At 60.8% G+C, this 22985-nt stretch carries 19 protein-coding genes; 10 read left to right on the top strand and 9 right to left on the bottom strand.

Going from position 1 to position 22985, the window contains the following annotated elements; all coding sequences use genetic code 11:
* Window positions 1-2: 2 nt before the first annotated feature.
* Together F0M18_RS03010 and rimO are read right to left on the bottom strand one after the other, a co-directional pair.
* The gene (locus F0M18_RS03010; protein WP_149609887.1) at window positions 3-710 is read right to left on the bottom strand and encodes a 16S rRNA (uracil(1498)-N(3))-methyltransferase; all 708 of its coding nucleotides are present in this window, start codon (window positions 708-710) and stop codon (window positions 3-5) included.
* A 7-nt stretch (window positions 711-717) separates the two neighbouring features.
* On the bottom strand, window positions 718-2043 hold the full coding sequence (gene rimO, locus F0M18_RS03005; protein WP_149609886.1) for a 30S ribosomal protein S12 methylthiotransferase RimO: 1326 nt from the start codon (window positions 2041-2043) through the stop codon (window positions 718-720).
* Window positions 2044-2261: 218 nt separating this feature from the next.
* Between rimO and F0M18_RS03000 the strand changes: the two genes are divergently transcribed.
* Window positions 2262-3038: a crotonase/enoyl-CoA hydratase family protein gene (locus tag F0M18_RS03000; RefSeq protein ID WP_149609885.1), complete on the top strand. Its 777-nt coding sequence runs from the start codon at window positions 2262-2264 to the stop codon at window positions 3036-3038.
* A 20-nt stretch (window positions 3039-3058) separates the two neighbouring features.
* Here F0M18_RS03000 and F0M18_RS02995 read toward each other — a convergent pair whose 3' ends face one another.
* Complete coding sequence (locus F0M18_RS02995) at window positions 3059-3562, bottom strand: DUF2244 domain-containing protein (RefSeq protein WP_149609884.1); 504 nt, start codon at window positions 3560-3562, stop codon at window positions 3059-3061.
* Window positions 3563-3664: 102 nt separating this feature from the next.
* Between F0M18_RS02995 and F0M18_RS02990 the strand changes: the two genes are divergently transcribed.
* From F0M18_RS02990 to F0M18_RS02975, 4 genes are all read left to right on the top strand, one after another.
* Window positions 3665-4456, top strand: coding sequence for a sulfurtransferase (locus F0M18_RS02990; RefSeq protein ID WP_149609883.1), 792 nt, complete (start codon window positions 3665-3667; stop codon window positions 4454-4456).
* Between the two features lie 85 nt (window positions 4457-4541).
* Window positions 4542-5640 (top strand): peptide chain release factor 2 gene (prfB, locus tag F0M18_RS02985; protein ID WP_149609882.1). Its coding sequence is split into 2 segments (ribosomal slippage): window positions 4542-4616 and window positions 4618-5640, totalling 1098 coding nucleotides; the frame shifts between segments, so codons are not numbered across the junction.
* A gap of 102 nt (window positions 5641-5742) precedes the next feature.
* A complete protein-coding gene (lysS, locus tag F0M18_RS02980) occupies window positions 5743-7236 on the top strand; it encodes a lysine--tRNA ligase (protein ID WP_149609881.1) in 1494 nt (497 codons plus the stop codon).
* 68 nt (window positions 7237-7304) lie between these two features.
* Window positions 7305-7907, top strand: coding sequence for a hypothetical protein (locus F0M18_RS02975; protein ID WP_149609880.1), 603 nt, complete (start codon window positions 7305-7307; stop codon window positions 7905-7907).
* Here the strand turns inward: F0M18_RS02975 and F0M18_RS02970 are convergent.
* From F0M18_RS02970 to F0M18_RS02960, 3 genes are read right to left on the bottom strand one after another with little or no spacing between them, the layout of a single operon-like run.
* Window positions 7858-9387 (bottom strand): sensor histidine kinase, encoded by a 1530-nt coding sequence (locus F0M18_RS02970; RefSeq protein WP_149609879.1) that lies wholly within the window; start codon window positions 9385-9387, stop codon window positions 7858-7860. The two genes, F0M18_RS02975 and F0M18_RS02970, sit on opposite strands and share 50 nt — an antisense overlap.
* 16 nt (window positions 9388-9403) lie before the next feature.
* On the bottom strand, window positions 9404-9775 hold the full coding sequence (locus F0M18_RS02965) for a response regulator (RefSeq protein WP_149609878.1): 372 nt from the start codon (window positions 9773-9775) through the stop codon (window positions 9404-9406).
* Complete coding sequence (locus F0M18_RS02960; RefSeq protein WP_149609877.1) at window positions 9772-11217, bottom strand: adenylate/guanylate cyclase domain-containing protein; 1446 nt, start codon at window positions 11215-11217, stop codon at window positions 9772-9774. The genes F0M18_RS02965 and F0M18_RS02960 overlap by 4 nt, the downstream gene beginning before the upstream one ends.
* A gap of 187 nt (window positions 11218-11404) precedes the next feature.
* On the opposite strand from F0M18_RS02960, the gene F0M18_RS02955 reads away from it, so the two are divergent.
* Window positions 11405-12052 carry a Crp/Fnr family transcriptional regulator gene (locus F0M18_RS02955; RefSeq protein WP_149609876.1) on the top strand — a complete coding sequence of 216 codons (648 nt, stop codon included), beginning with the start codon at window positions 11405-11407 and terminating at the stop codon, window positions 12050-12052.
* A gap of 45 nt (window positions 12053-12097) precedes the next feature.
* Here the strand turns inward: F0M18_RS02955 and xseA are convergent, their stop codons facing one another.
* Window positions 12098-13471 carry an exodeoxyribonuclease VII large subunit gene (xseA, locus tag F0M18_RS02950; RefSeq protein WP_149609875.1) on the bottom strand — a complete coding sequence of 458 codons (1374 nt, stop codon included), beginning with the start codon at window positions 13469-13471 and terminating at the stop codon, window positions 12098-12100.
* A gap of 82 nt (window positions 13472-13553) precedes the next feature.
* Here xseA and guaB point away from each other — a divergent pair, with 82 nt between their 5' ends.
* The 3 genes from guaB (at window position 13554) to F0M18_RS02935 (ending at window position 19456) form a co-directional block, all read left to right on the top strand.
* A complete protein-coding gene (guaB, locus tag F0M18_RS02945) occupies window positions 13554-15023 on the top strand; it encodes an IMP dehydrogenase (RefSeq protein WP_149609874.1) in 1470 nt (489 codons plus the stop codon).
* 162 nt (window positions 15024-15185) lie between these two features.
* A complete protein-coding gene (gene guaA, locus F0M18_RS02940; RefSeq protein WP_149609873.1) occupies window positions 15186-16763 on the top strand; it encodes a glutamine-hydrolyzing GMP synthase in 1578 nt (525 codons plus the stop codon).
* 332 nt (window positions 16764-17095) lie between these two features.
* Complete coding sequence (locus F0M18_RS02935) at window positions 17096-19456, top strand: TonB-dependent receptor (RefSeq protein ID WP_149609872.1); 2361 nt, start codon at window positions 17096-17098, stop codon at window positions 19454-19456.
* 93 nt (window positions 19457-19549) lie between these two features.
* On the opposite strand, the gene F0M18_RS02930 is transcribed toward F0M18_RS02935, so the two are convergent.
* Window positions 19550-20731 carry an acyl-CoA dehydrogenase family protein gene (locus F0M18_RS02930; RefSeq protein WP_149609871.1) on the bottom strand — a complete coding sequence of 394 codons (1182 nt, stop codon included), beginning with the start codon at window positions 20729-20731 and terminating at the stop codon, window positions 19550-19552.
* Window positions 20732-20973: 242 nt separating this feature from the next.
* Between F0M18_RS02930 and tadA the strand changes: the two genes are divergently transcribed.
* Window positions 20974-21432, top strand: coding sequence for a tRNA adenosine(34) deaminase TadA (tadA, locus tag F0M18_RS02925; RefSeq protein ID WP_149609870.1), 459 nt, complete (start codon window positions 20974-20976; stop codon window positions 21430-21432).
* Between the two features lie 28 nt (window positions 21433-21460).
* Here tadA and mltF read toward each other — a convergent pair whose 3' ends face one another.
* Window positions 21461-22888, bottom strand: coding sequence for a membrane-bound lytic murein transglycosylase MltF (gene mltF, locus F0M18_RS02920; RefSeq protein WP_149609869.1), 1428 nt, complete (start codon window positions 22886-22888; stop codon window positions 21461-21463).
* Window positions 22889-22985 lie beyond the last annotated feature (97 nt).

The following is a 22985-nucleotide window of genomic DNA, read 5'->3' as shown; positions in this document are numbered from 1 at the left end:
GGCTAGAACAGTCTTGCCACCAGTGCCGTGACCGCGGTTTCCACACGCAAAATGCGCGGGCCCAGGCTGACGGTCTCGCAGCCGGCCTGTTGCAGTTTCTCCACCTCATAGGGAATGAAACCACCCTCCGGGCCGATTACCAGCACGGTGGGCGCAGCGATGCCGCGCGGGCAGGGAGGGTGGTCACCGGGGTGCGCCAGCAACGCGCGCCGGCCCCGGGTGAGCCCCGGCAGGGTATCCTCCACGAAGGGCTTGAAGCGGCGCTCGCAGGACACCCTGGGCAAAATGGTGTCACGGGATTGCTGCAGGCCCTGGAGCAGGTATTCACGAATGGTGGCCTCTTTCAGCACGGGTGTCTGCCAGTAGCTCTTCTCCACGCGGTAGCTGTGTAGCAGGCGGATCTCCGCGACGCCCTGCTCAGCGGCCGAGCGCAGGACCCGGCGCAGCATCTTGGGGCGCGGCAGCGCCACCACCAGTATCAGCGGGAGTTTCCCCGGTGGCGAGGTGTGCAGGGAAGGGCGCAGCAGGGCCTCGTTCTCGCTGAGCGAGACGATTTCCGCATCACCCATCAGCCCGCCCAGTTCGCCTGCGCGCACGCGTTCGCCGGGTTTCTTGCCATGTACCTCGCGCAGGTGTTGCAGCCGGCGGTCGCCAACGGCAACGGTGCCGTCCGGGCGCCGCTCCTCCGGTGTAAATAGCAGCAGGTTCACCTGTGCCTCAGCCCGCCCAGAGGTCGTATTCGTCCGCGGCCGTGACCTCGGCCTCGACAAAGTCGCCGGGTTGCAGGTCAGTTGCACCGTCGAGGAATACCCTGCCGTCAATTTCCGGGGCGTCACCGGCCGAGCGCCCCACGGCACCCTGGTCGTCCACCTCGTCAATCAGGATCTCGATAGTCGAGCCAATCTTCTCGCGCAGTTTACTGGCGCTGATTTCCTGTTGCATGGCCATGAAACGCTCCCAGCGTTCCTGTTTGAGCTCCTCGGGGACGTGGTCGGGCAGGGCATTGGCCCTGGCACCAGCGACGGGTGAATACTGGAAGCAGCCGACCCGGTCGAGCCTGGCTTCGCGCAGGAAATCGAGCAGGATTTCAAAGTCGGCGTCGGTCTCCCCGGGAAAGCCGACGATAAACGTGCTGCGCAGGGTGATATCCGGGCAGATGTTGCGCCAGGCCGCGATACGTTCCAGCGACTTCTCGGCCGCCGCAGGCCGCTTCATGCGTTTGAGGACTTCAGGGCTACCATGCTGCAGTGGCACATCCAGGTAGGGCAGAATCCTGCCTTCGGCCATCAGCGGAATCACCTTGTCCACGTGGGGGTAGGGGTAGACGTAGTGCAGGCGTACCCAGACGCCGAATTCGCCCAGCGCCTCGCAGAGTTCCTGCATGCGCGTTTTGAGCGGACGCCCCTGCCAGAAGCCGGTGCGAAATTTGGTGTCGACACCGTAGGCGCTGGTGTCCTGCGAGATCACCAGCAGTTCGCGAACGCCGGCGCGCACCAGTCGTTCCGCCTCGTCCATGACATCTCCCACCGGGCGACTGACCAGGTCACCGCGCATATCGGGAATGATGCAGAAGCTGCAACGGTGGTTGCAGCCCTCGGAAATCTTCAGGTAGGCGTAGTGTCGCGGCGTCAGCTTGACGCCCTGCGGCGGCACCAGGTCTGTGTACGGATCATGCCGCGTGGATGGCGGCACGTATTGATGCACCGCGCCCACTACCTCCTCGTAGGCGGCCGGGCCGCTGACGCTGAGCACTTTGGGGTGCAGTTCCTGGATTCTCCTGGCGTCCTCGCCCTTGCCCATGCAGCCGGTAACGATCACCTTGCCGTTTTCACTGATCGCCTCGCTGATTGCGTCCAGCGATTCCTGTTTGGCGCTGTCGATAAAGCCACAGGTGTTGACGACCACCAGCTCGGCATCTTCATAGCTGGGTACGATATCGTAACCGTCGATTTTCAGCTGGGTGAGAATACGCTCGGAGTCGACCAGGGCCTTGGGACAGCCTAGACTGACAAAGCCGATCGTCTTTTTGTCGGAATGGGTCATGTTCTACTCTGTGTGCTGGTGGGCTGCTGAATGCAGTAAACAAAAACGGCGCATGAGGCTTGCGCGGTGCAGCGCTGGTTACGGATGCCTACGATTCTACCCGATACCCTGGCAATAAGCATTGACGGCAGGGGGGGCGGCAGTAGCGGCCCGGCCATGCACCATCACCCGGCCACTGGCGGGTTTTACGTTTGCCACAGTAACGAGGAGCGCAATATATGACGGTAACCAGCACCAGGCATGGCACGATCACGGTTGTCACCCTGGACAGGCGCGAGGTGCGCAATGCGGTAGATGGGGCCACTGCCGCAGCGCTGGCGGCGGCTTTCCGGGAATTTGATGCCGACGACAGCAGCGAAGTGGCGGTGTTTCATGGTGCTCATGGCACTTTCTGCGCAGGCGCTGACCTGAAAGCGGTGGCGGCAGAGTCCGGCTCCAACCCTTTGGAGGCGAGCGGTGACGGGCCCATGGGTCCATCGCGGATGCTGCTGTCTAAGCCGGTGGTGGCGGCGATATCCGGTCACGCCGTGGCCGGCGGTCTCGAACTGGCCCTGTGGTGTGACCTCAGGGTCGTGGAGGAAAGCGCGGTGATGGGGGTGTTCTGCCGGCGCTGGGGGGTGCCATTAATAGATGGTGGTACCGTGAGACTGCCGCGCCTGATTGGTCACAGTCGCGCGCTGGACCTGATTCTGACCGGCAGGCCTGTGTCCGCGCCGGAGGCCCAGGCTATGGGGCTGGCCAATCGCGTGGTGGCGGATGGCAGCGCGCTGGAGCATGCCCTGGCGCTGGCCGAACAACTGGCGAGCTTTCCGCAAAACTGCCTGCGCTCAGATCGCATGAGCGCTTACGAGCAGTGGGACCTGGATTTCCCTGCCGCGATGGCTAATGAATTCAGGCGCGGCATGCAGGTGATTGATTCCAGGGAAACGGTGCGCGGGGCTGCGCGGTTTGCCAGTGGCAAGGGACGTCACGGTGACTTTGGGGATATCGATTGAGAGGCGGAAGCCGGCAGGCACTAGAAGTGCCTGTCACCGGTGGCGCTGTAGCTGTCCACACGGATTTCCTTGCGCAGTAATTCCAACAGGGCCAGGGCATCATCGCGATTCAGGAATTCACCCACGCTGACGCGTTGTTGCCGGTCGTGAACCGTCAGGGCGGGACTCTCCCAGGGGTGTTTTTCGGGAATAACAGACAGCCCGGTGACCTGGCGGCGAAACTGCCAGCTCTGCCGGGGATGGTAGTGCCCCTTGTCGATACGGATGCTGTCTTCGCTCAGCGTAATCACGTGGCGATACTGCAGCTTCCAGTTTACGTAGTACAGGGCGGCAGCCAGAGCCAGCAACTCGAGGCCGGCAAACGGGAGTATGGGCCATGCCCCCATGGCGGTGAAACCGATGGCGGCGCCAAGCGAAGGTACCGATATCGCCAGCAGGACATACAGGTTACTGCGCCATGAGGCCGACTGGTTGGGTCGGGCGACGATCATCAACCTGCCTGCTGAGCGTGTGCTGGTAACCACGGTGTGTTCTCCCTGATGGGGCTAGTCTAGTGAAATTTACGCGGCTAGCCTACTATCGTATCTGCTGGCCGCGGTAATGGAGAACGAAGGGTGCGCGAGGACATGCTGATAAGTGCTGAGGCGCTCGCCGCGGGTGTGCCGCCGGTTATTGTTGACTGCCGGTTTTCACTGGCGGACCCCGCCGAGGGCCGCCGCCTCTATGCGGCGGGGCACATACCGGGCGCGCAGTATCTCGATCTCGATCACGACCTGTCGGGCCCGCCCGGCGCCCACGGCGGGCGCCACCCGCTGCCCGACGCCGCGGCGTTGCAGTTGACCCTTGCTCGCTGCGGCATCGGGCCGGAGACCGAGGTGGTCGCCTACGACGCATCACGTTTTGCCTTTGCCGCTCGCCTGTGGTGGCTGATGCGCAGCCTGGGTTGCCGGCCGCCGCGCCTGCTCGATGGCGGTTTTCAGGCCTGGGAGACCATGGGTGGCCCGCTGCAGACCGAATCGCCGCCAGCGCGCAGCACCGACTGGGCACCGGCAGCCTATACCGCATGCTGTGACATTGACGCCGTGCGGGATCGACAGGCCGCTGGCGCCTTACTGGTGGATTCCCGTGAGGCTGTGCGCTATGCCGGCCTGGAGGAGCCGATCGACCCGGTGGCGGGGCACATACCGGGCGCTATCAATCACCCCTGGCAGGCAGTGACCGATGACAATGGCTTTGTCCGCGATGAACAGGCGCTGCGTCGTTTATGGGGTGCAAGCCTGGATGCCGACGATCTGGTGGTGTATTGCGGCTCCGGGGTGACCGCCTGCGTCAACCTTTTCGCCCTGGCTCTGCTGGGCCGTGACGATGCCTGTCTGTACGCCGGCAGCTGGAGTGATTGGTGCAGTTACCTGTCCTAGCGCCCCGCAGCCAATATTCGGGCTAGGCCCGGGACGACGCCTACGGTAAAATGCCCGGCCTTTTTTGACCGAACCGGGCCAGACAATGCTAGAGATCAACCCCCTGCTGCAAAAACTGAAAGATATCGAGGCGCGCACCGACGTGCTGAGGGGGTATCTTTGACTTCGCCAATCGGAAGGAGAGGCTGGCAGAAGTAGAGCTCGAGCTGTCCGAGCCCAGTGTCTGGGATGATCCCGCGCGCGCCCAGGAACTGGGCCGCGAGCGCTCTTCACTCGAGGGGATTGTGCATACGATCGAGACGCTGGAGGCCGGGGCCGGTGACGCGTCCGACCTGCTGGAAATGGCGGCGGCCGAGGATGACGAGGACACGGTTGCCGAGATAGAAGCCGATGTCGCCAGCCTGGAAAAACAGCTGGAGCAGCTGGAATTCCGGCGCATGTTCAGCGGTGAGATGGACGCCAATAATGCCTTTCTCGATATCCAGGCTGGCTCCGGTGGCACCGAGGCCCAGGACTGGGCCGAGATGCTGTTGCGCATGTACCTGCGCTGGGGTGAGGCCAACGGCTTCAAGACAGAACTGATAGAAGTGTCGGCCGGTGACGTGGCCGGCATCAAGAGCGCCACCATCAAGTTCGAGGGTGAGTACGCTTTTGGCTGGTTGCGCACCGAAACCGGCGTGCACCGCCTGGTACGCAAATCGCCGTTCGATTCCGGGAACCGCCGCCACACCTCGTTTTCTTCGGTCTTCGTTGCCCCCGAAATCGACGACAACATCGAGATCGAGATCAACCCTGCTGACCTGCGTGTCGATACCTACCGCGCCTCGGGTGCCGGTGGCCAGCACGTCAACAAGACGGATTCGGCAGTGCGGCTTACCCATAACCCCTCCGGCATCGTCGTGCAGTGCCAGACCGAGCGCTCCCAGCACCAGAACAAGGACAACGCCATGAAGTTGCTGCGTGCCAAGCTCTATGAAATGGAGATGCTCAAACGCAGTGAGGAAAAGCAGGCAATGGAGGACGGCAAGGCCGACATTGGCTGGGGTAGCCAGATCCGCTCCTATGTGCTCGATGACTCGCGGGTGAAGGACCTGCGCACCGGCGTGGAAACCAGTAACACCCAGGCCGTGCTGGACGGTTCGATCAATCAGTTTATAGAAGCTTCGCTGAAAAGCGGGCTGTAGCCCTCAGCCACACCCGGGTCCAGCGGGTAGGTGCAGGGCGTTTTGATGTCCCCGAAGCTTTTGGCAACCGGGGCCGTACACAGACAATGAGAAGTGATCCGTATGAGTAAAGAGCAGGAAGCACCCGCGCAGCAGGACGAGAACAAGCTGATAGCGGAGCGCCGGGGCAAACTGGACGAAATTCGCCAACAGCGCAATGCCTTTCCCAATGATTTTCGCCGCACGGCCGAAGCCGGGCAGCTGCAACGCGAGTATGGCGAATCATCCAAGGCCGAGCTTGAGGCGCTGGACAAGCACTATGCCGTGGCCGGCCGCCTGGTGCGTAATCGCGGGGCGTTCCTGTTGATTCAGGACGGGACGGACCAGATACAGCTGTATATCGATCGCAAGGGCCTGGACGAGGCGACCCTGGATGAGATCAAGTCCTGGGATCTCGGCGACATTATTGGCGCCAGCGGCAGCATCCAGAAATCCGGCAAGGGTGACCTCTATATCAACATGGAACAGGCGCGGCTGCTGACCAAGGCCTTGCGCCCGCTGCCCGACAAGTACCATGGCCTGGCGGACCAGGAAATGCGTTATCGCCAGCGCTATGTGGACCTTATCGTCAATGCCCGCTCGCGTGAGGTTTTCCGCACCCGCTCCAGGATCATCGCCTTTATTCGCGACTACATGATGGAGCGCGGATTCATGGAAGTGGAAACCCCGATGATGCAGGTGATACCCGGCGGCGCCACGGCGCGACCTTTCGTCACGCACCACAACGCCCTCGACCAGGATATGTATCTGCGCATCGCACCGGAACTGTACCTGAAACGGCTTACGGTGGGAGGTTTCGAGCGCGTATTTGAAATCAACCGCAGCTTCCGCAACGAAGGGCTGTCTACCCGGCACAACCCCGAATTCACCATGCTGGAATACTACTGGGCCTACGCGGCCTATGAAGACGCCATGGACCTTACCGAGGATATGCTGCGCAAGCTGGCCCTGGAGGTGCTGGGCAGTACCACGATTGAGTACCAGGGCGAGCAATACGACTTTTCGCAGCCCTTCGCCCGTCTTTCCGTGTTCGACGCGATACTGCAATATAACCCGGATGTCTCTGCCTCCGACCTGGCGGACGATGCCGCTGCGCGGGCCCTCGCCGAGGGCCTGGGGATCGAGGTCAAGCCGGGCTGGGGATTGGGCAAGGTGCAGATCGAGATTTTCGAGAAGACTGTGGAGCATCGGCTGGACCAGCCCACCTTTATTACCCGTTATCCGACGGAAGTGTCGCCGTTGTCACGCCGCAACGACGACGACCCGTTTGTCACCGACCGCTTCGAGTTCTTTGTCGCCGGCCGCGAACTCGCCAACGGTTTTTCCGAGCTCAACGACCCTGAAGACCAGGCGGAGCGCTTCCTGGCACAGGTCGCCGAGAAGGAGGCGGGAGACGACGAGGCCATGCACTTTGACGCGGACTATATCCGCGCCCTGGAGTATGGATTGCCGCCCACGGTGGGCGAGGGTATCGGTATCGACCGACTGGTCATGTTCCTGACCGACTCCCCGTCTATCCGGGATGTGCTCTTGTTCCCACATATGCGACCTGAGTAGCATCTCAGGGTGCTCAGCGCGACGCGAATAGGCTACACTCCCAACCAGCCGAGAATGGAGACTACCGCTTGCGCACCAGTGATTTGACGCGACTAGGAATGGCGATTGCCCTGGTTATCGTGCAGGGTTGTGCCCAGGCCCCGGTAGAGCCGGCGCCCGAGCAGGAACAGCAGCCCGTGGAAGCAGCCCCTGAAATTACCCTCAACCTGCCCGCAGAGACCGACTGTGTCTGCGATGCAGTGGGCGAGGACGGCAGCGAGGCAGATTACACCTTTCTGGAGAAAGGGTATGCGGCACTGGCCGTTGCCGATTACGCGGAAGCGCAATCCTATTTCGAGCGCTATCGTCGGCTGGAGTCCTCTGCCGTGGCAGACTGGGAGGCGGATATCGCGCTTGCCCTGATGCTGACCCTGCCCGAGAGCCCGATCTACGACCCCAAGGAGGCGCGCAAGCGCTTCCGTGACCTGAACGAACAGGATTGGCGCGCCATGGCGCTGCATCAGCAGACCCTGCTCGCCCGTCAGTCGCTGGACGGCTTCCTGGTCATGTCGCGCCGGGTGCGTGAGTTGCGGGAAAGCAACGAGGCGTTAAAGGAAGACCTGCAAAAACGCGAGGAAGCCATCAAGCGGCTTCGAGAGCTAACTCTGGGTCAGACGGGAGCAGCACAGTAAACTTCGAGCCCTCTCCCGGGGCACTTTCCACCTGTATGTTGCCCCCCATCAGTTCGCAATAGTCACGGCAGATCGACAGCCCCAGGCCAGTGCCACCGTAATTGGCACTGGTGGAAGAGTCGGCCTGGACAAAGGCTTCGAATACCAGCTGCTGTTGCTCCTCGTTCATGCCGATTCCGGTATCCCGGACTGACACTTCTACCCACCCGGGATGCTCTGCAGGCTCCCTCGCGGTAACGGTGATCTGGCCATTCTCGGTAAACTTGCAGGCGTTGCTGAGCAGGTTGGTGAAAATCTGCCGAAACTTGGTGGCGTCGTTGTAAAGGGTTGGCAGTTCACCCGTATCGGGGCGATGCAGCGTGTTGTTGCGCTCGCGCAGCTGCGGCCGGATGGCATCGCAGGCCTGTTCCAGCAGGTCACCCGGCTGGAAGGTTTCGCAGTAGAGCATCATCTTGCCGGTTTCAATCTTGGACAGGTCCAGAATATCGTTTATCAGGGTCAGCAACTGGCGTCCGGAGCGGATGATTTTCTCCAGATCCTGCTGGAATTGCTGGCGGTCCAGCGCATTCTCGTCTGAAAGCTCATCGTGCAGCATTTCCGAATAGCCGATGATGGCGTTCAGGGGTGTGCGCAGTTCGTGGGAAACATTGGCCAGGAAAATGCTTTTGGCGGCATTGGCCTCGTCTGCCGAGTCGCGCGCCTTGCTGACGTCATACATGGCATTGCGCAGCTTCTCTGACATTTCATTGAAGGCGTTGGCCAGGTCGCCCAGTTCGCCGCTGTCATCGATGTTGTCTATGCGGTAATTGAGGTCACCGCTACCGATGCGTTCTGTGCCTCGCTTGAGGTGCTTCAATGAGCGGTTGGTGTAGCGGACCAGGAAAAACCCGAGGATGGCGGTGAGGAAGATTGAGGCGATAAAACCGATAACCGTGATGCGGTCGGTCAGAGCGATGGTGCGGTCGATGATGTTGGCACGCTGTACAGAAATGAAGGCCTGGCGCTGCTCCAGTTCCTTCAGGTGTTCGCTGGTCTGCAGGTAGGGGACCGGGTCATTGACTTCGGAACCGAATTCCGGGTTGTTGTAGTTTTCATAAAACGCCATCCACTGGTCGAGCAATGTGTTGCTGCTTTCCTGCAGGCGATCGTAATGCAGGCGTGTCACATCGTGGCTGACGCGACCCAACTGGCGTATGCGTTGGCGAATGGCCTCGAGCTGCTCCCGGGCCTGCAGCAGTTCGCCCTCGTCCAGTTCATCGTCGGTGTTGTCCCTGATGGTATCCAGCACCAGGATGGTTTGCCGCTTGTCGTTCAGCAGTTGCTCTACCTCGGTGGACAGCTGGGCGGCTGTCACCGAGTTGCGGTAGGCCTCCATACTTTCGTTACGAGCGAAGCTGCCCCAGAAATGGGTGCCCACGTTGATCGAGAACAGGATCAGGATGGTGACCAGCGACAGCGTTAATCGACGGCGAAGGCTCATGGGGTTCCTGTGTCTCTCAATCGGGGTCGGTGAGTTTGGCTATCTTGATCAGCAGGCCGGGAAAATCCACCGGCTTGGTGGCGTAATCATCGCAGCCTGCCTCCAGTGCATTGAGCCGGTCGGCGTCTGATGCATGAGCGGTGAGGGCAATGATGGGAATATGGCTGATGGAGGCGTCTTCCCGGGCCTGGCGACAGGCGGTCCAGCCGTCCATGACGGGCAGGTTCATATCCATGAGCACCACTGCCGGCTGTTCGCTGCGCATCATGTCCAATGCCTGCTGGCCATCCCCTGCAGGAATGACCTCCAGCCCGGCCCGGTTGAGACGGCGCATCAACATGTCACGGTTGAGTTCGTTGTCTTCCACCAGCAGGATGACGCCGTTCACAGCTGCTCTCCCAGTACCGGATGGACGGTGAGCAGCTCATCGATGCCCTTGACCTTCAGTTCGCGGCCCGGGCCGGTGCGGTAATCCCCTTGCAGGGCCTCCAGGGTGCTGGCCGCGATCAGGATTTCCCCGCCATCACTGGCGTCTTCTATGCGAGAGGTGACATTCATGGGGTGACCGACGAATCCGTACTTGCTGCGGCGCTCGGAGCCGATGTTGCCGGCAATCACGTCGCCGGTGTTGAGCGCTATGCCGGTACTGATTTCCGGGAGGCCCTCCTCGCGATTGCGCCGATTGATATCGGCCATGGCATCCTGCATCGCCAGCGCGCAGCGCACGGCGCGGTCGGCGTCGTCGTCCCGTCGTTGCGGAGCACCGAAAACCGCGAGAATGGCATCGCCGATAAACTCATCGATGGTGCCCTGGTGGGCCATGATGATGTCGGTCATGGCGCCGAGGTAGCGGTTGATCAGGGTGACCACCTGGGCCGGGGCCAGCTGCTCACTGATAGTGGTGAAGCCGCGGATATCCGACATCATGATGGTGACCCGCCGCAGGTCTCCGCCGAGTTCGAGTCCCTCGGGGCGCTCGAGGATATCGGTGACGATCTCATCGGACAGGTAGCGGCCAAAGGTGGCACGGATAAACTTCTCGTTGCGCTCCAGCTGTTGCCGGTACAGCTCTTCGCGGTCGTGCCAGCGTTTGCGTTCTATCCCAGCCTTGATGCGCGCCTGTAGCAGGACAGGATTGAAGGGCTTGAACAGGTAGTCGTCGGCACCGGCTTCTATACACTCGATGATGCCATCCATGTCCTGGCGCCCGGAAATGACAATGACCGGCGTGGCCCGCCATTCCGGATGCTCCTTGATACGCCGCAACACTTCGTGCCCGTCCATATCCGGCATCATCAGGTCCAGCAGCACGACATCGACATCGGCCTGGTCGAGGGTTCGCAGCGCCTCTTCGCCGCCACTGGCAGTAACCACGATATGGCCGGACCGGGATAGATACCGCGCTGCGAGCTCCCGGTTCTCCTGCAGGTCATCCACCGCGAGAATGAAGCCGGGCTCCGAGGTGATGGTGCGGCGAGCGCGGGCAGGCTGGTCGGTGCTGGCTGATTCGTTGTTTGCGGAATCCACGGCTTTTAACAGCCGTGACAAGGCCGCATCGATATCGGGCTGTACTGTGCCCAGGTCCTCGCGCAGCATCTCGCTGTAGCCGCGAATCGCCGAAAGCACATTCATGACGTCATGGCGGTTGCTGTCGGGGTCGCGCAGCATCTCGTTGAGTTTGCCCGCGCCGTCAAACAGCTTCTCGAAATCGTCCCGGGAGTGTGCTTCCAGCTGCGCGCTCGCCGCGTTGTACTGCTCGCGCAACTCCGCCATGTTGCGCAGCAACAAGTCGCTCCACGGGGCGCTGGTTTGCCTGGGGCCTGAAGACACTGGGTGACGGTATCCTGATTTGATGCCAGCGCTGAGTATAACGGGGTCTAACCGGTTAGGGTATTGCGGCGTCAGTCTGCTGAGGCGGCGTTTTTTGCGCTCCGATGGTGCGCTTTTGTGAAAGTTTGGGTTACTATTGAGCGCACAGGTTCAGGGGCCAGGGCGGGCAAAGGGGTCAGGTGCACAGATGTTGCAGCAAGTAGAGATATTTCAGGGGCTTTCTCAGGAAGAACTGGATGCGCTCGCGGCAAGCAGTTCAAGCCGCTCTTTCCCGAAAAACACCGTGGTGATTCACGAAAATGATCCGGCGGACTCGCTGTTCATTATCGAAAGCGGCAAGGTAAAAGTTTACTGCTCTGACAAGAACGGCAAGGAATTCATCATGAATACCCAGGGCGCCGGGGATTATTTCGGTGAGCTGGCCCTGCTTGACGACTCCACCCGCTCGGCATCCGTGCGCACGGTAGAAAAATCCAGCTTCTGCATCATCTTCAAGGACGATTTCAATCGGGTGCTTGATGAGCATCCCAATATTGGTCGCCAGTTGATCAGGAACCTGGCCCAGCGGGTGCGCAAGCTCACCGCCGATGTGAAGAGCCTGGCGCTGCAGGATGTCTATGGCCGTGTTGCCAACGTGCTGATGGATCTGTCGGAAGAGCGTGGCGATGGCACGCTGTATATTCCTGAGAAGCTGACCCAGCAGGACATCGCTGACCGCGTGGGTGCCTCTCGCGAAATGGTTGCACGTATCCTCAAGGACCTCACCATCGGCGAGTACATTCGCTTTGAGGGGCGGCATATCATCATCAACACGCGGCTGCCCGCCAAATACTAGTTCCCCTGGCGTGCGCCTGGCGGGTATGCCAGTCGCCGTTGTCTGTCATTCCTCACTCGTTTCCGTATCGGTCACTGTGACCGACAGCTGGCCTCGCGCCAGCCGCGCCGTCAGGGTGTCGCCGACCTGCACATCTTCTGCCTGGGTGACCACGGCTCCGGAAGGCCTGCTGACAATGGCGTAACCACGGGACAGGGTGTTCAGTGGGCTCAGCGAGTCCAGCAGCCTGGCCAGATGCGTCAGCCGTTCCCGCCCCTCCAGCAGCCTCGTGCGCATGGTACCCTGTAGCCTGGTTTGCAGGGCCGTGAGTTCTTTCTGTGTTTGCTGGACGCGCTTGCCCGGATGACGGGCGAGAAACCGCGATTCGATCAGGCGCAGCTCGCCGCGCTTTTGCGCCAGCAGGTTGGCCTGGGCACGCAGCAGTCGCTGTTCAGCGCTGTCGAGGCGCTGCGATTGCTCCCGCAGCAGGGCGCCCGGGTGCTTGAGGCGCGCCCGCAGGTGGTTGATCCGCGTATAGCTGTCAGCCAGCCGGCGACGCATCTGGCGCACCAGTTCCGCCTCCAGCTGAAGCAGGCGCTGGCGTTGTTCCTGCTGGTCGGGGCTCAACATTTCCGCCGCTGCGGACGGCGTGGCGGCGCGCTGGTCTGCCGCCATGTCGGCGATGGTGAAGTCCACCTCATGGCCGACCGCTGATACGATCGGCAGGGTGCTGGCGGCGATGGCGCGTGCCACAATCTCCTCATTGAACGCCCACAGGTCTTCCATCGAACCGCCGCCCCGGCCGACGATCAGGGCGTCCAGCTGTATCTTGCCGTCTCGCTGCAGCTGGTTGGCCCGGGCGATCGCTGCGGCGATCTCACCGGCGGCGGCTTCGCCCTGAACCGCCACCGGAAAGATCGATACCTCGATGGCAGGACAGCGGCGCTGCAGCACCGTGAGGATGTCATGTATGGCGGCACCGGTCGGTGAGGTGACCACGCCGAGATGGGCGATATGCTCTGGCAAAGCGCGTTTGCGTGCGCTGTCGAACAGCCCTTCCGCGAGCAGTTTCGCCTTCAGTTTTTCGAAGGCTGCCTGCAGGGCACCGGCGCCCGCCAGTTCCATGTGTTCAACAATGAGCTGGAATTCTCCCCGCCCCTCGTACAGCGAGACTCGGCAGCGCAGGCGGATGTGGTCACCGTTTTCCGGCGCGAAGCGCACGCGCTGGTTGCGACCACGAAACATGGCGCAGCGCACCTGCGCGCTGCCGTCCTTGAGCGAAAAGTACCAGTGGCCCGATGACGGTACCGCCAGGTTGCTTATTTCCCCCTCTACCCAGACAAAGTCGAAGTGGCTCTCCAGCAGGTTGCGGGCCTGGCGGTTGAGCTGGCTGACGGTGAGCGCGACGGGTTGCGAGGCGTTGTGAAACGGGTTGGTCACAGTGAACTTCTATTTACTGGAGGCGAGCCGGAAAGCTATAATTGCACGTTTAATTTTAACCCGCCAGCCGGAGACGCCCCCAATGCTGCGTATCGCCCAGGAAGCCCTGACCTTCGATGATGTCCTGCTACTGCCAGGCTACTCGGAAGTCGTGGCGACAGACGTTTGCCTGAAGTCCCGGCTCACGCGTGAAATCGAGCTCAACATCCCGCTGGTCTCCGCGGCCATGGATACCGTGACGGAATCCCGTCTGGCGATCGCGATGGCCCAGGAAGGTGGCATCGGCATTATCCACAAGAGCATGTCCCTGGAGGATCAGGCCGAGCAGGTGCGCAAGGTGAAAAAGTTTGAAAGTGGCGTGGTCAAGGACCCCATCACTATTCAACAGTCAGCCACCATAGCCGAGCTGCTGGAGCTGACCGCATCGCACGGCATCTCCGGGGTGCCGGTGCTCAATGGCGAGGACCTGGTGGGGATCGTCACGCGCCGTGATCTGCGGTTCGAGTCAGACCACACCAAACTGGTGTCGGATATCATGACCCCCAGGGACCAACTGGTCACCGTGAAAGAGGGCGCCGGTGCCGAAGAGGTGCAGGGGCTCCTGCATCGCCATCGCATTGAGAAAATTCTCGTGGTCAATGACGCCTTCGACCTGAAAGGGATGATCACCGTCAAGGACTTCGACAAGGCAGAGAGCTTTCCCAACGCGTGCAAGGATTCCTACGGCCAATTGCGCGTTGGAGCGTCTGTCGGTACCAGCCCGGACACAGACGATCGTGTCGAGGCGCTGATCAACGCCGGAGTGGATGTGCTCGTTGTGGACACAGCGCACGGCCACTCGCGCAACGTGATCGACCGGGTACGCATGATCAAGGCGGCCTATCCCTTCATGCAGGTGATCGGGGGCAATATCGCCACCGCAGAGGCCGCCGTGGCACTCGCCGAAGCGGGCGCCGATGCCGTCAAAGTGGGGATCGGCCCCGGCTCCATCTGTACCACGCGGATTGTGACCGGCATCGGTGTGCCGCAGATTTCTGCCATTGCCAATGTGGCCGAGGCACTCGCACCAAGGGGCGTGCCACTGATAGCGGACGGCGGCATTCGCTTCTCTGGCGATATCGCCAAGGCCTTTGTTGCCGGGGCGCATTCGGTGATGATGGGCAGCATGTTCGCGGGCACCGAGGAAGCTCCAGGAGAGGTAGAGCTTTACCAGGGGCGAACGTACAAGGCCTATCGCGGCATGGGCTCACTGGGCGCCATGTCCAAGACCCAGGGCTCCTCGGACCGTTATTTCCAGGACGCCAGCAAAGGCGCTGAGAAACTCGTGCCAGAAGGTATTGAAGGGCGCGTGCCCTACAAAGGCCCGGTCACGGCTATCGTGCATCAGTTGATGGGCGGTGTAAGGTCTGCCATGGGCTACACCGGCAGCGCCGACATGGACACCATGCGCACGCGCCCCGAGTTCGTGCGAGTGACTGCTGCAGGCATGTCCGAGAGCCATGTGCACGATGTATCCATCACCAAGGAAGCCCCCAATTATCCGGTGCGGTAGAGATTTACCAGGGGCCTGCCGCCATTCCCGCGCGGGCGGTGGTCCGCCATGGCGGAATCCAGCGGCGTGTAGTCGAGTATTGTGGGCCCCAGCCTGCGAGGGCGCGATGAGGCCGAGGTCGAGTACGCAGTCCCGCAACAAGCATCCAATTCAGGAACAGACATGAGCGCAGATATCCACGCCCAGAAAATACTCATACTGGACTTTGGCTCCCAGTATACGCAGCTGATTGCGCGCCGCGTGCGCGAGGTCGGGGTATACAGCGAAATTCGCGCCTACGACATGAGCGAAGAGGAGATCCGCGAATACAATCCCCGCGGAATCATTCTCTCGGGTGGTCCGGAATCAGTGGCCGCAGATGCCTCACCGCGGGCTCCCAGCCTGGTATTTGAGCTGGGCGTGCCGGTGCTGGGAATTTGCTATGGCATGCAAACCATGGCGGAGCAGTTCGGTGGCAGGGTGCAGGGTTCGCCGGTGAGCGAATTCGGTTACGCACAGATACGGCAGGTTGGTAATGGTGGCTTGCTGCACGATATTCGCGACCACATTGACGATGCCGGCAATGCACTGCTCGATGTGTGGATGAGCCACGGAGACAAAGTGGTCGAGCTGCCACCGGATTTCGAGCTGATCGCAGAAACCGAAAGTTGCCCTATCGCCGGCATGGCGCACCGGGAGAAGCCGTTTTTTGGTATCCAATTTCACCCGGAAGTGACGCACACCCTGCAGGGCAAGCGCATTTTCGAGCATTTTGTACTGGAGCAGTGCGAGTGCAAAGCACTGTGGACGCCGGCCAATATTGTAGAGGATGCCATAGAGCGGGTACGCGCCACAGTGGGCGACGACAAGGTCCTGTTGGGGCTGTCCGGCGGCGTGGACTCCTCCGTGGTCGCGGCCCTGCTGCACCGGGCTATAGGCGACCAGCTTACCTGTGTGTTCGTTGACAACGGCCTGTTACGGCTGCACGAGGGTGACCATGTCATGGATATGTTCGCCCGCAATATGGGCGTCAAGGTGATCCGGGCTGATGCCGAAGAGCTGTTCCTCGGTAAGCTCAAGGGAGTGGCTGACCCGGAAGCAAAGCGCAAAGTCATCGGCAATACCTTCATCGAGGTGTTCGATGAGCAGGCCGCGAGCATACAGGACGTGAAGTGGCTGGCGCAGGGAACCATCTACCCTGACGTGATTGAATCTGCCGGCGCCAAGACCGGCAAGGCGCACGTGATCAAGTCCCATCACAACGTGGGTGGCCTGCCTGAGGATATGGAACTGGAGCTGGTGGAGCCGCTGCGCGAGCTGTTCAAGGACGAGGTGCGCCAGATCGGCCTGGAGCTGGGGCTGCCTTACGACATGGTGTACCGCCATCCCTTCCCCGGGCCGGGCCTCGGTGTGCGCATCCTGGGTGAAGTAAAGAAAGAGTACGCTGACCTGCTGCGTGAGGCAGATGCCATCTTTATCGAGGAACTGCGTAAGGAAGGCTGGTACGAGAAGACCAGCCAGGCCTTCGCCGTGTTCCTGCCAGTCAAATCGGTGGGCGTGGTGGGTGATGGCCGACGCTACGAATACGTGATCGCCCTGCGTGCAGTGGAAACCGTGGATTTCATGACCGCGCGCTGGGCACACCTGCCCTACGAGTTGCTGGAGCGGGCATCTAACCGGATTATCAACGAGATCTCCGGCGTATCGCGCGTCACCTACGATGTGAGCAGCAAGCCCCCGGCTACGATTGAATGGGAGTGACCTTCCCACGGAGTTGACCTCTTTTGCGCAAGACGGGAGGTTTGGCTCATGTGACGCAGCCAGTTTGAACTGGCACTGAGTCATTACAGGAAACCCACCGCGAGGCGTCTCGCGGTGGGTTTTTTGTTCTGTCCCGGGCGGCGGGGATTTCCCCGCCACTGCGCCGCTGCATTGGCGAGGTTGTGGGCATTGGCGCGCGCCCTGGGTTCTTTTTCAGCGTAATTATTTCGCTGTACGAATTTGCTGCCCCCTTGCTAGTCTTTTCACTCCGCAGGCGGGCGCGTAGCCGTGTCGTGCCTAATAAAAATAACAGCACAGTAGGGAAGTTAACCATGCAGCATTTCAACAGGACTGCGCTCGCGCTCTCAATAGCCGCGGTGTCGGCTGTCGCCAGCATGCCGGCATCCAGCCAGGCTCTCGAGGAAGTTGTGGTCACCGCAACCAAACGTGTCGAGGGCTTGCAGGATGTACCCATCGCCATCAGTGTGATGAGCGGCGAGGCCATTGAAGAGCGGGGCCTGAGCAGTCTTGAAGACCTCACCGTGTATATGCCCAATATCCATGTAGCAGAAGGTGGCGCAGGCACCCAGTTGTTCATCCGCGGTATCGGCTCGGGAATCAACTACGGTTTCGAGCAGTCGGTGGGTACCTTCATAGACGGGGTTTACTATGGTCGCGGCCGCAGTGCACGGGGCAAATTCCTGGATATTGAGCGTGTTGAGGTACTCAAGGGGCCCCAGTCAACGCTGTTTGGCAAGAATACTATCGCGGGCGCCATCAACATCACTACAGCACGGCCCACAGACGAGTTTGAGTCCTTCCTCGAGGTGGGTTATCGCACCGAGTTGGATGGATTTGGCATCACCGGCATGGTCTCTGGTCCGTTTACGGACAATCTGCGTGGACGCCTGGTGGCCAAGAAGTACGACGACGACGGTTATGTCGAGAACAAGGCAAAAGGCGGTGAAGATGGCCCCCAGCAGGACAACCTTTCAGTGCGTGGTGTTCTCGAATGGGACGCCACCCAGGATTTGAACTTCCTGTTGAAAGTTGAGCACAACACCAATGATGTGGATGGCCGGCAGCAGGTTATTTCGCTGGCCAGCCCCACAGCTACCGCCCTGTACCAGGGCTTTGGCGATCCCGGCTTCCGCGCGGGTTTTGATTACGAACAGTACGATCTCGGTTTTGAAGAGACTGGCCTGTTTGATGATACCGAGTCCAATGTTGCGCAACTGACTGTGGAATGGGCGCTGGGTGAGCATACGTTGCGCTCCATCACTGCCTACACCGAGTATGAATTCACCAATGAACTCGACACCGATTACAGTCCGTTGCGCTTTCTGAATCGCGGCCGGACCGAGGAGCATGAGCAGTTCAGCCAGGAACTGCTGTGGTCCTCACCCACAGGGGGCTTCGTCGAGTTTCTCGCCGGGGCCTATTACCAGACCGAGGAACTGAGTAACGACCGTCACACCTTCGTCGTGTTCAGCAACGTGCCACCTATTGAATCGCAGATCTTTTCCAACCCGGTACTGGCGCCGCTCAACCTGCCCTCTACCTCCATAGACGGCGATGGCAAGAACCAGTTTTCACAGGATACCGATTCCTGGTCTGTATTTACCGAGTTCACCTGGAATTTGACTGATACGCTGCGTTTAACCACCGGTATTCGATACTCAGAAGACGACAAGGACGTGGAGAAAGTCGGTACCCTGGATAATCTCAGCGGGCTGCTACCCGATCCGTTCTTTGCTTTCCTGTGGGGGCCTGCTGCCCTCAACCTGGGCACGGAACACGCTTACGAGAAGTCCCGCTCCGAGGATCACACCACTGGCAACGTCAACCTGCAATGGGATGCGACTGACGACATTATGCTTTACGCCAACTGGGCCAATGGCTACAAGGCCGGCGGGTTTGATGAGGATAACAGCCTTGGTCGCGAATTCGATGAGACCCTGGGCAGGGATGTTTCCACCTATGAGGACGAGGAGGTCGACTCATGGGAAGTGGGCGCCAAGATAATACTCATGGAAGGCCGGGGCCGGCTCAACATGGCCTATTTCCAGAGTGACTACGAGGATGTCCAGGTCAGCACCTTCGATGGCAACGCCGCGTTCGTGGTCGGTAATGCCGCGGAAACAGAAGTGGAGGGCTTCGAAGCGGATATCGAGTTTGCCGTGAGCGACGCCCTGGTGCTCAACGCGGCCGCGGCGTGGCTGGACGCGAACTACAAGTCGTTTAAAGATGCCGCCTGTAACGAAGACCAGTTCCTGGAGCAGATAGCGGAAACCGGCTCCAGGGCGGGTTGTACCCAGGACCTGTCCGGCAAGCCATTGCAGTTTGCACCTGAATACACGTTCAATCTTGGCGCGCGCTATGACACGGCGATCACTGATTCCCTGGACCTGGGTCTCGGCCTAGACTACCTGTGGTCAGATGAGGTGGTGGTGGCAAATGACCTTGATGAACACCTGATCCAGGACAGCTATGGCAAGTGGAATGCGCGTGTTTCACTCGCGTCCAGCGATGGCACCTGGATGGTTGCGCTGATCGGCAAAAACCTCGGGGACGAAAAAACGTTCACCTGGGGCAACGACGTGCCGCTGGCGAACTTCGGTTTCTCCAAGACCTACTTCAGGCATATTGACCCGCCACAGACCTTCGAGCTGATGGCTCGCTATAACTTCTGAGTGCGGGGCCGGTCATCTGGCCGGCCGAGCACAAGAGAAGCCCCAACCCTTCAGTGGGTTGGGTAAAGCCGGTTGTATGCTCCTGCCCGTGGCCTAGACAAACATGTCCTGGTTGTCGGCTCCCAGGCTGATGCTGCCGAGGTTGCGGGCAAAGGACGTCGGGTTGTTGGCCACATGCGCCCGTGCCGTGTGAATATCGAGGAAGCGTTGCTGTATTTCTGCGCCCTGGAATACGGATGACCCGCCGGCAGAAGAGAACAGGCTGTCGATGACTGCCATCGATTTCTCGATCACCAGTGAGGCCTGGTAGCGGTACTTGACCCGGTCCGTCACCTGCACCGTCTCGCCCGCGTTGACGAGCGCCATCATGTCATCAAAATTGCGGTACAGGATGCATTCCATCTCATCGATCGCATTCATCGCCGCGGCCACACGTTCCGTGGTACTGGTGTCGCCTGACAACTTGGTGGGGTCGCCGCTGGCCTTGCCGACTACGGTTTCGCAGTAGAGGTTTAAGCCCGCCCTGGCGGCACCGATGGCCGGCGTCGACACCACGCGAATAAAGGTCTGCGCCCACGGCAGGCGGTACAGGGGTGCGCTGCTGTCATCGATACCCGGGTTGTTGCCGGTGAAGCCATCTACCTGCTTGTGGGTGCGGTAGTCGGGGACGAAGACGTCCTCCACTTCGATGTCGTTGGAGCCGGTGCCCTGCAGCCCCATCGAGTGCCAGGTGTCGATGATGTTGTAGTCTGAGCGCGGTACCAGGAAGGTGCGATAGCCCTCGCCCGGGACGATCGCCCCGAGCAGGGCCCAGGTGCAATGATCGCAGCCAGAGCTCCAGCCCCAGCGGCCGCTCAGGCGGAAGCCGCCTTCTACTGTCTCTACCTTGCCCATCGGCGCGTATGAAGACGAGACCCGGGTGTGGATATCATCCCTCCAGACGTCCTGCTGGGCGCGTCGGTCCATCAGGGCGATCTGGAACGCGTGCACGGCGACAATGCCACTGGCCCAGGCCGTGGACATGCAGGCTTCGGCGATCTTGCACTGCATGCGGAAGAAATCCTGTGGATCGAGTTCATATCCGCCCCACTGCCGGGGCTGCAGGGCGAGGAAAAAGCCAGCTTCCTGCAGCTCGTTGATGCTTTCCTGGGGTACGCGGCGTTCCTGCCTGGCCTGCCCTGCTCGTTCCCGCAGTGCCGGGACCAATGCCTCTACAGCCGCTAACATGGCGGCAGCGCGATCGTGCTTGTTCTCTGTTTGTTGGATTGCATTCATCGTAAGTTCTCCCTGGATTACACGTTATAAGTGAAATACGGCGATGCAGACGCCCCGGTTTTAGCCCATTTGAGGTAAATTCATCGGTATCCGGGCAGGGGCGTCATGACGAGATCGCCTTGCTGGCGGGTCAGGGGCCGGCCAGCCCCTGCCGCTGCGGATTTCAGGGCCACGCAACTGTGCAGGGCAGTTGCTGTTATGCTCTTACCTTTTTTGGTGATGGTGTTTACGGAGGCGCTTACGTGTCATCGATAGCGGAGCACGAGCAGTGGATGCGACGTGCACTGGCATTGGCGGATCGTGCTGAAAACGAGGGCGAGGTGCCGATTGGTGCTGTGGTCGTGCGTGACGGGGAACTGCTTGGGGAAGGTTGGAACTCGGTCATTTCTCTGTCGGACCCCACGGCGCATGCCGAGATTGTCGCCATGCGCGACGCGGCCAGGATGGTGGGTAACTATCGCCTGCCGGGGGCCTCGATCTACGTCACCCTGGAACCGTGCACCATGTGCGCGGGTGCCATGATTCATGCGCGTATCGCCAGGCTGGTGTTTGCAGCGCGCGAGCCCAGAGCGGGGGTTGTCTGCAGTACCTGCGCGCTGCTGGACGAACCTCGCTACAACCACCGGGTCGAATGGCAGGAGGGCATACTGGGCCAGGAGAGTAGCCAGCGTCTGCGCGATTTCTTCCGCCGGCGCCGCTAGCCTGGCCTCTTGGCCGCTGCGTCGGGCCCTAAAGGGCTTTCAATTCAAGACCACGCATTGACCGCGGTAGCAAGGCCTGTGGCTGAATGGGCGCGATGGGTTGGCGCTGTGCGATATCCTGCCATTCCAGGATGCCGAGGTAGTGGCGGATATTCTGCACGTAGGTCACGGCCTCATTACCGCGGGCGTAACCGCGTTTCACGGTCTGGTAATACTTGCTGTTCTGCAGCAGTGGCAATGCCTCCATGACGTCGCTCCACAGGTGAGGGTCACCACCCCGGCGCTCGGTCAGCACCCGTGCATCCTCAAGATGACCGCGGCCGATGTTGTAGGCCGCCAGCGCCATATAGGTGCGGTCGGGCTCGTAAATATCGTCGGGCAGGCGGCGCTTGATCTGCTTGAAATAGCGGGCGCCGCCGCGCAGGCTTTGTCCGGGGTCGGTGCGGTTGGTGACGCCCATTTCGCGGGCCGTAGGCAGCGTTAGCATCATCATGCCGCGCACGCCCGTTGGCGATTGTGCCCGCGGGTTCCAGTGTGACTCCTGGTAGGCGATGGCCGCCAACAGGTGCCAGTCCATCTGGTATTCTGCAGCCACTTTGCGAATGAGGTCCTCGTAGCGGGGCAGCACCCGTTGCATATTGAGCGTAAAGGTGTGGGAGCCGATGCGGGAAATGATCCGGCTGTGCCCGAATTGCGCGTCGCGAATGGCTGCAATGGTGCCGTCTGCCTGCAGCTCGCCCAGAAATTCGTTGATCACCGCCAGCAGGCGGGTGTTGTCCCGGTCGGGGGGCAAGTACCACACCATATCCTGGCTCGAGCCCAGGTCGAAAGCGACTTTAAGGCGCGGGTACAGACGCTGTTGCACGGTGAATTCATTGGAATCGACGATAGCCAGCTCGACCTCGCCGGCATCGACCAGTTCGAGCAGCTCCATGGAGTCCACCTCTGCCACTTCACGCCAGGAAATCTCGGGGAAGCCCCCCTGCTTGAGCGCCTGTAAATAGCCGCTGTGATTGGAGCCGGCCAGCACCGCGATGGACATGTTACGCAGATCTGCGACTTCTCTCGGGCGGTAGTTCCCGGCCATGTAGATCACCTGCGGGCGCAACTGGTAATAGGGCACGCTATGTGGATAGCGGCTCTCCCAGTCCCCCGTGAGCGCAAGTCCGGCGGCGGCGAGGTCCGCATCGCCGCGGTCCAGTTTCACGAAGATTTCGTCGAGGCTGTAGGCGGGAACGATGTTCAGTTCCACACCGAGCCGGTCCGCCAGTCGCTGGGCCAGCGCGTACTCGAAGCCGGTGTCACCCTGCTTGTCGATGTACCAGGTGGTAGGGCTGTTGCGGCTCACCACAGTCAGGCGGCCGCTGTCCAGGACATGATCCAGGCTGTCACGCGGCTCACAGCCCGCCGCGAAGGGCAGCAGTATCAACAGCAGGCGACTGAGTAGGTTGCGCATAGCCGCATTCTAGCTAACCCGGAAACCCTTCGAACAGTGATAATTACCGTGGTGTCCGGGGGCAATTTCAGTTAACGGGCGACTGCCAGATACAGTA

Source organism: Pseudohalioglobus sediminis (assembly GCF_008370495.1).
In the GTDB taxonomy this organism is placed as follows: domain Bacteria; phylum Pseudomonadota; class Gammaproteobacteria; order Pseudomonadales; family Halieaceae; genus Halioglobus.
Note: the sequence above shows the minus strand (reverse complement) of the source record. Positions and strands in the feature narration are given on the sequence as shown.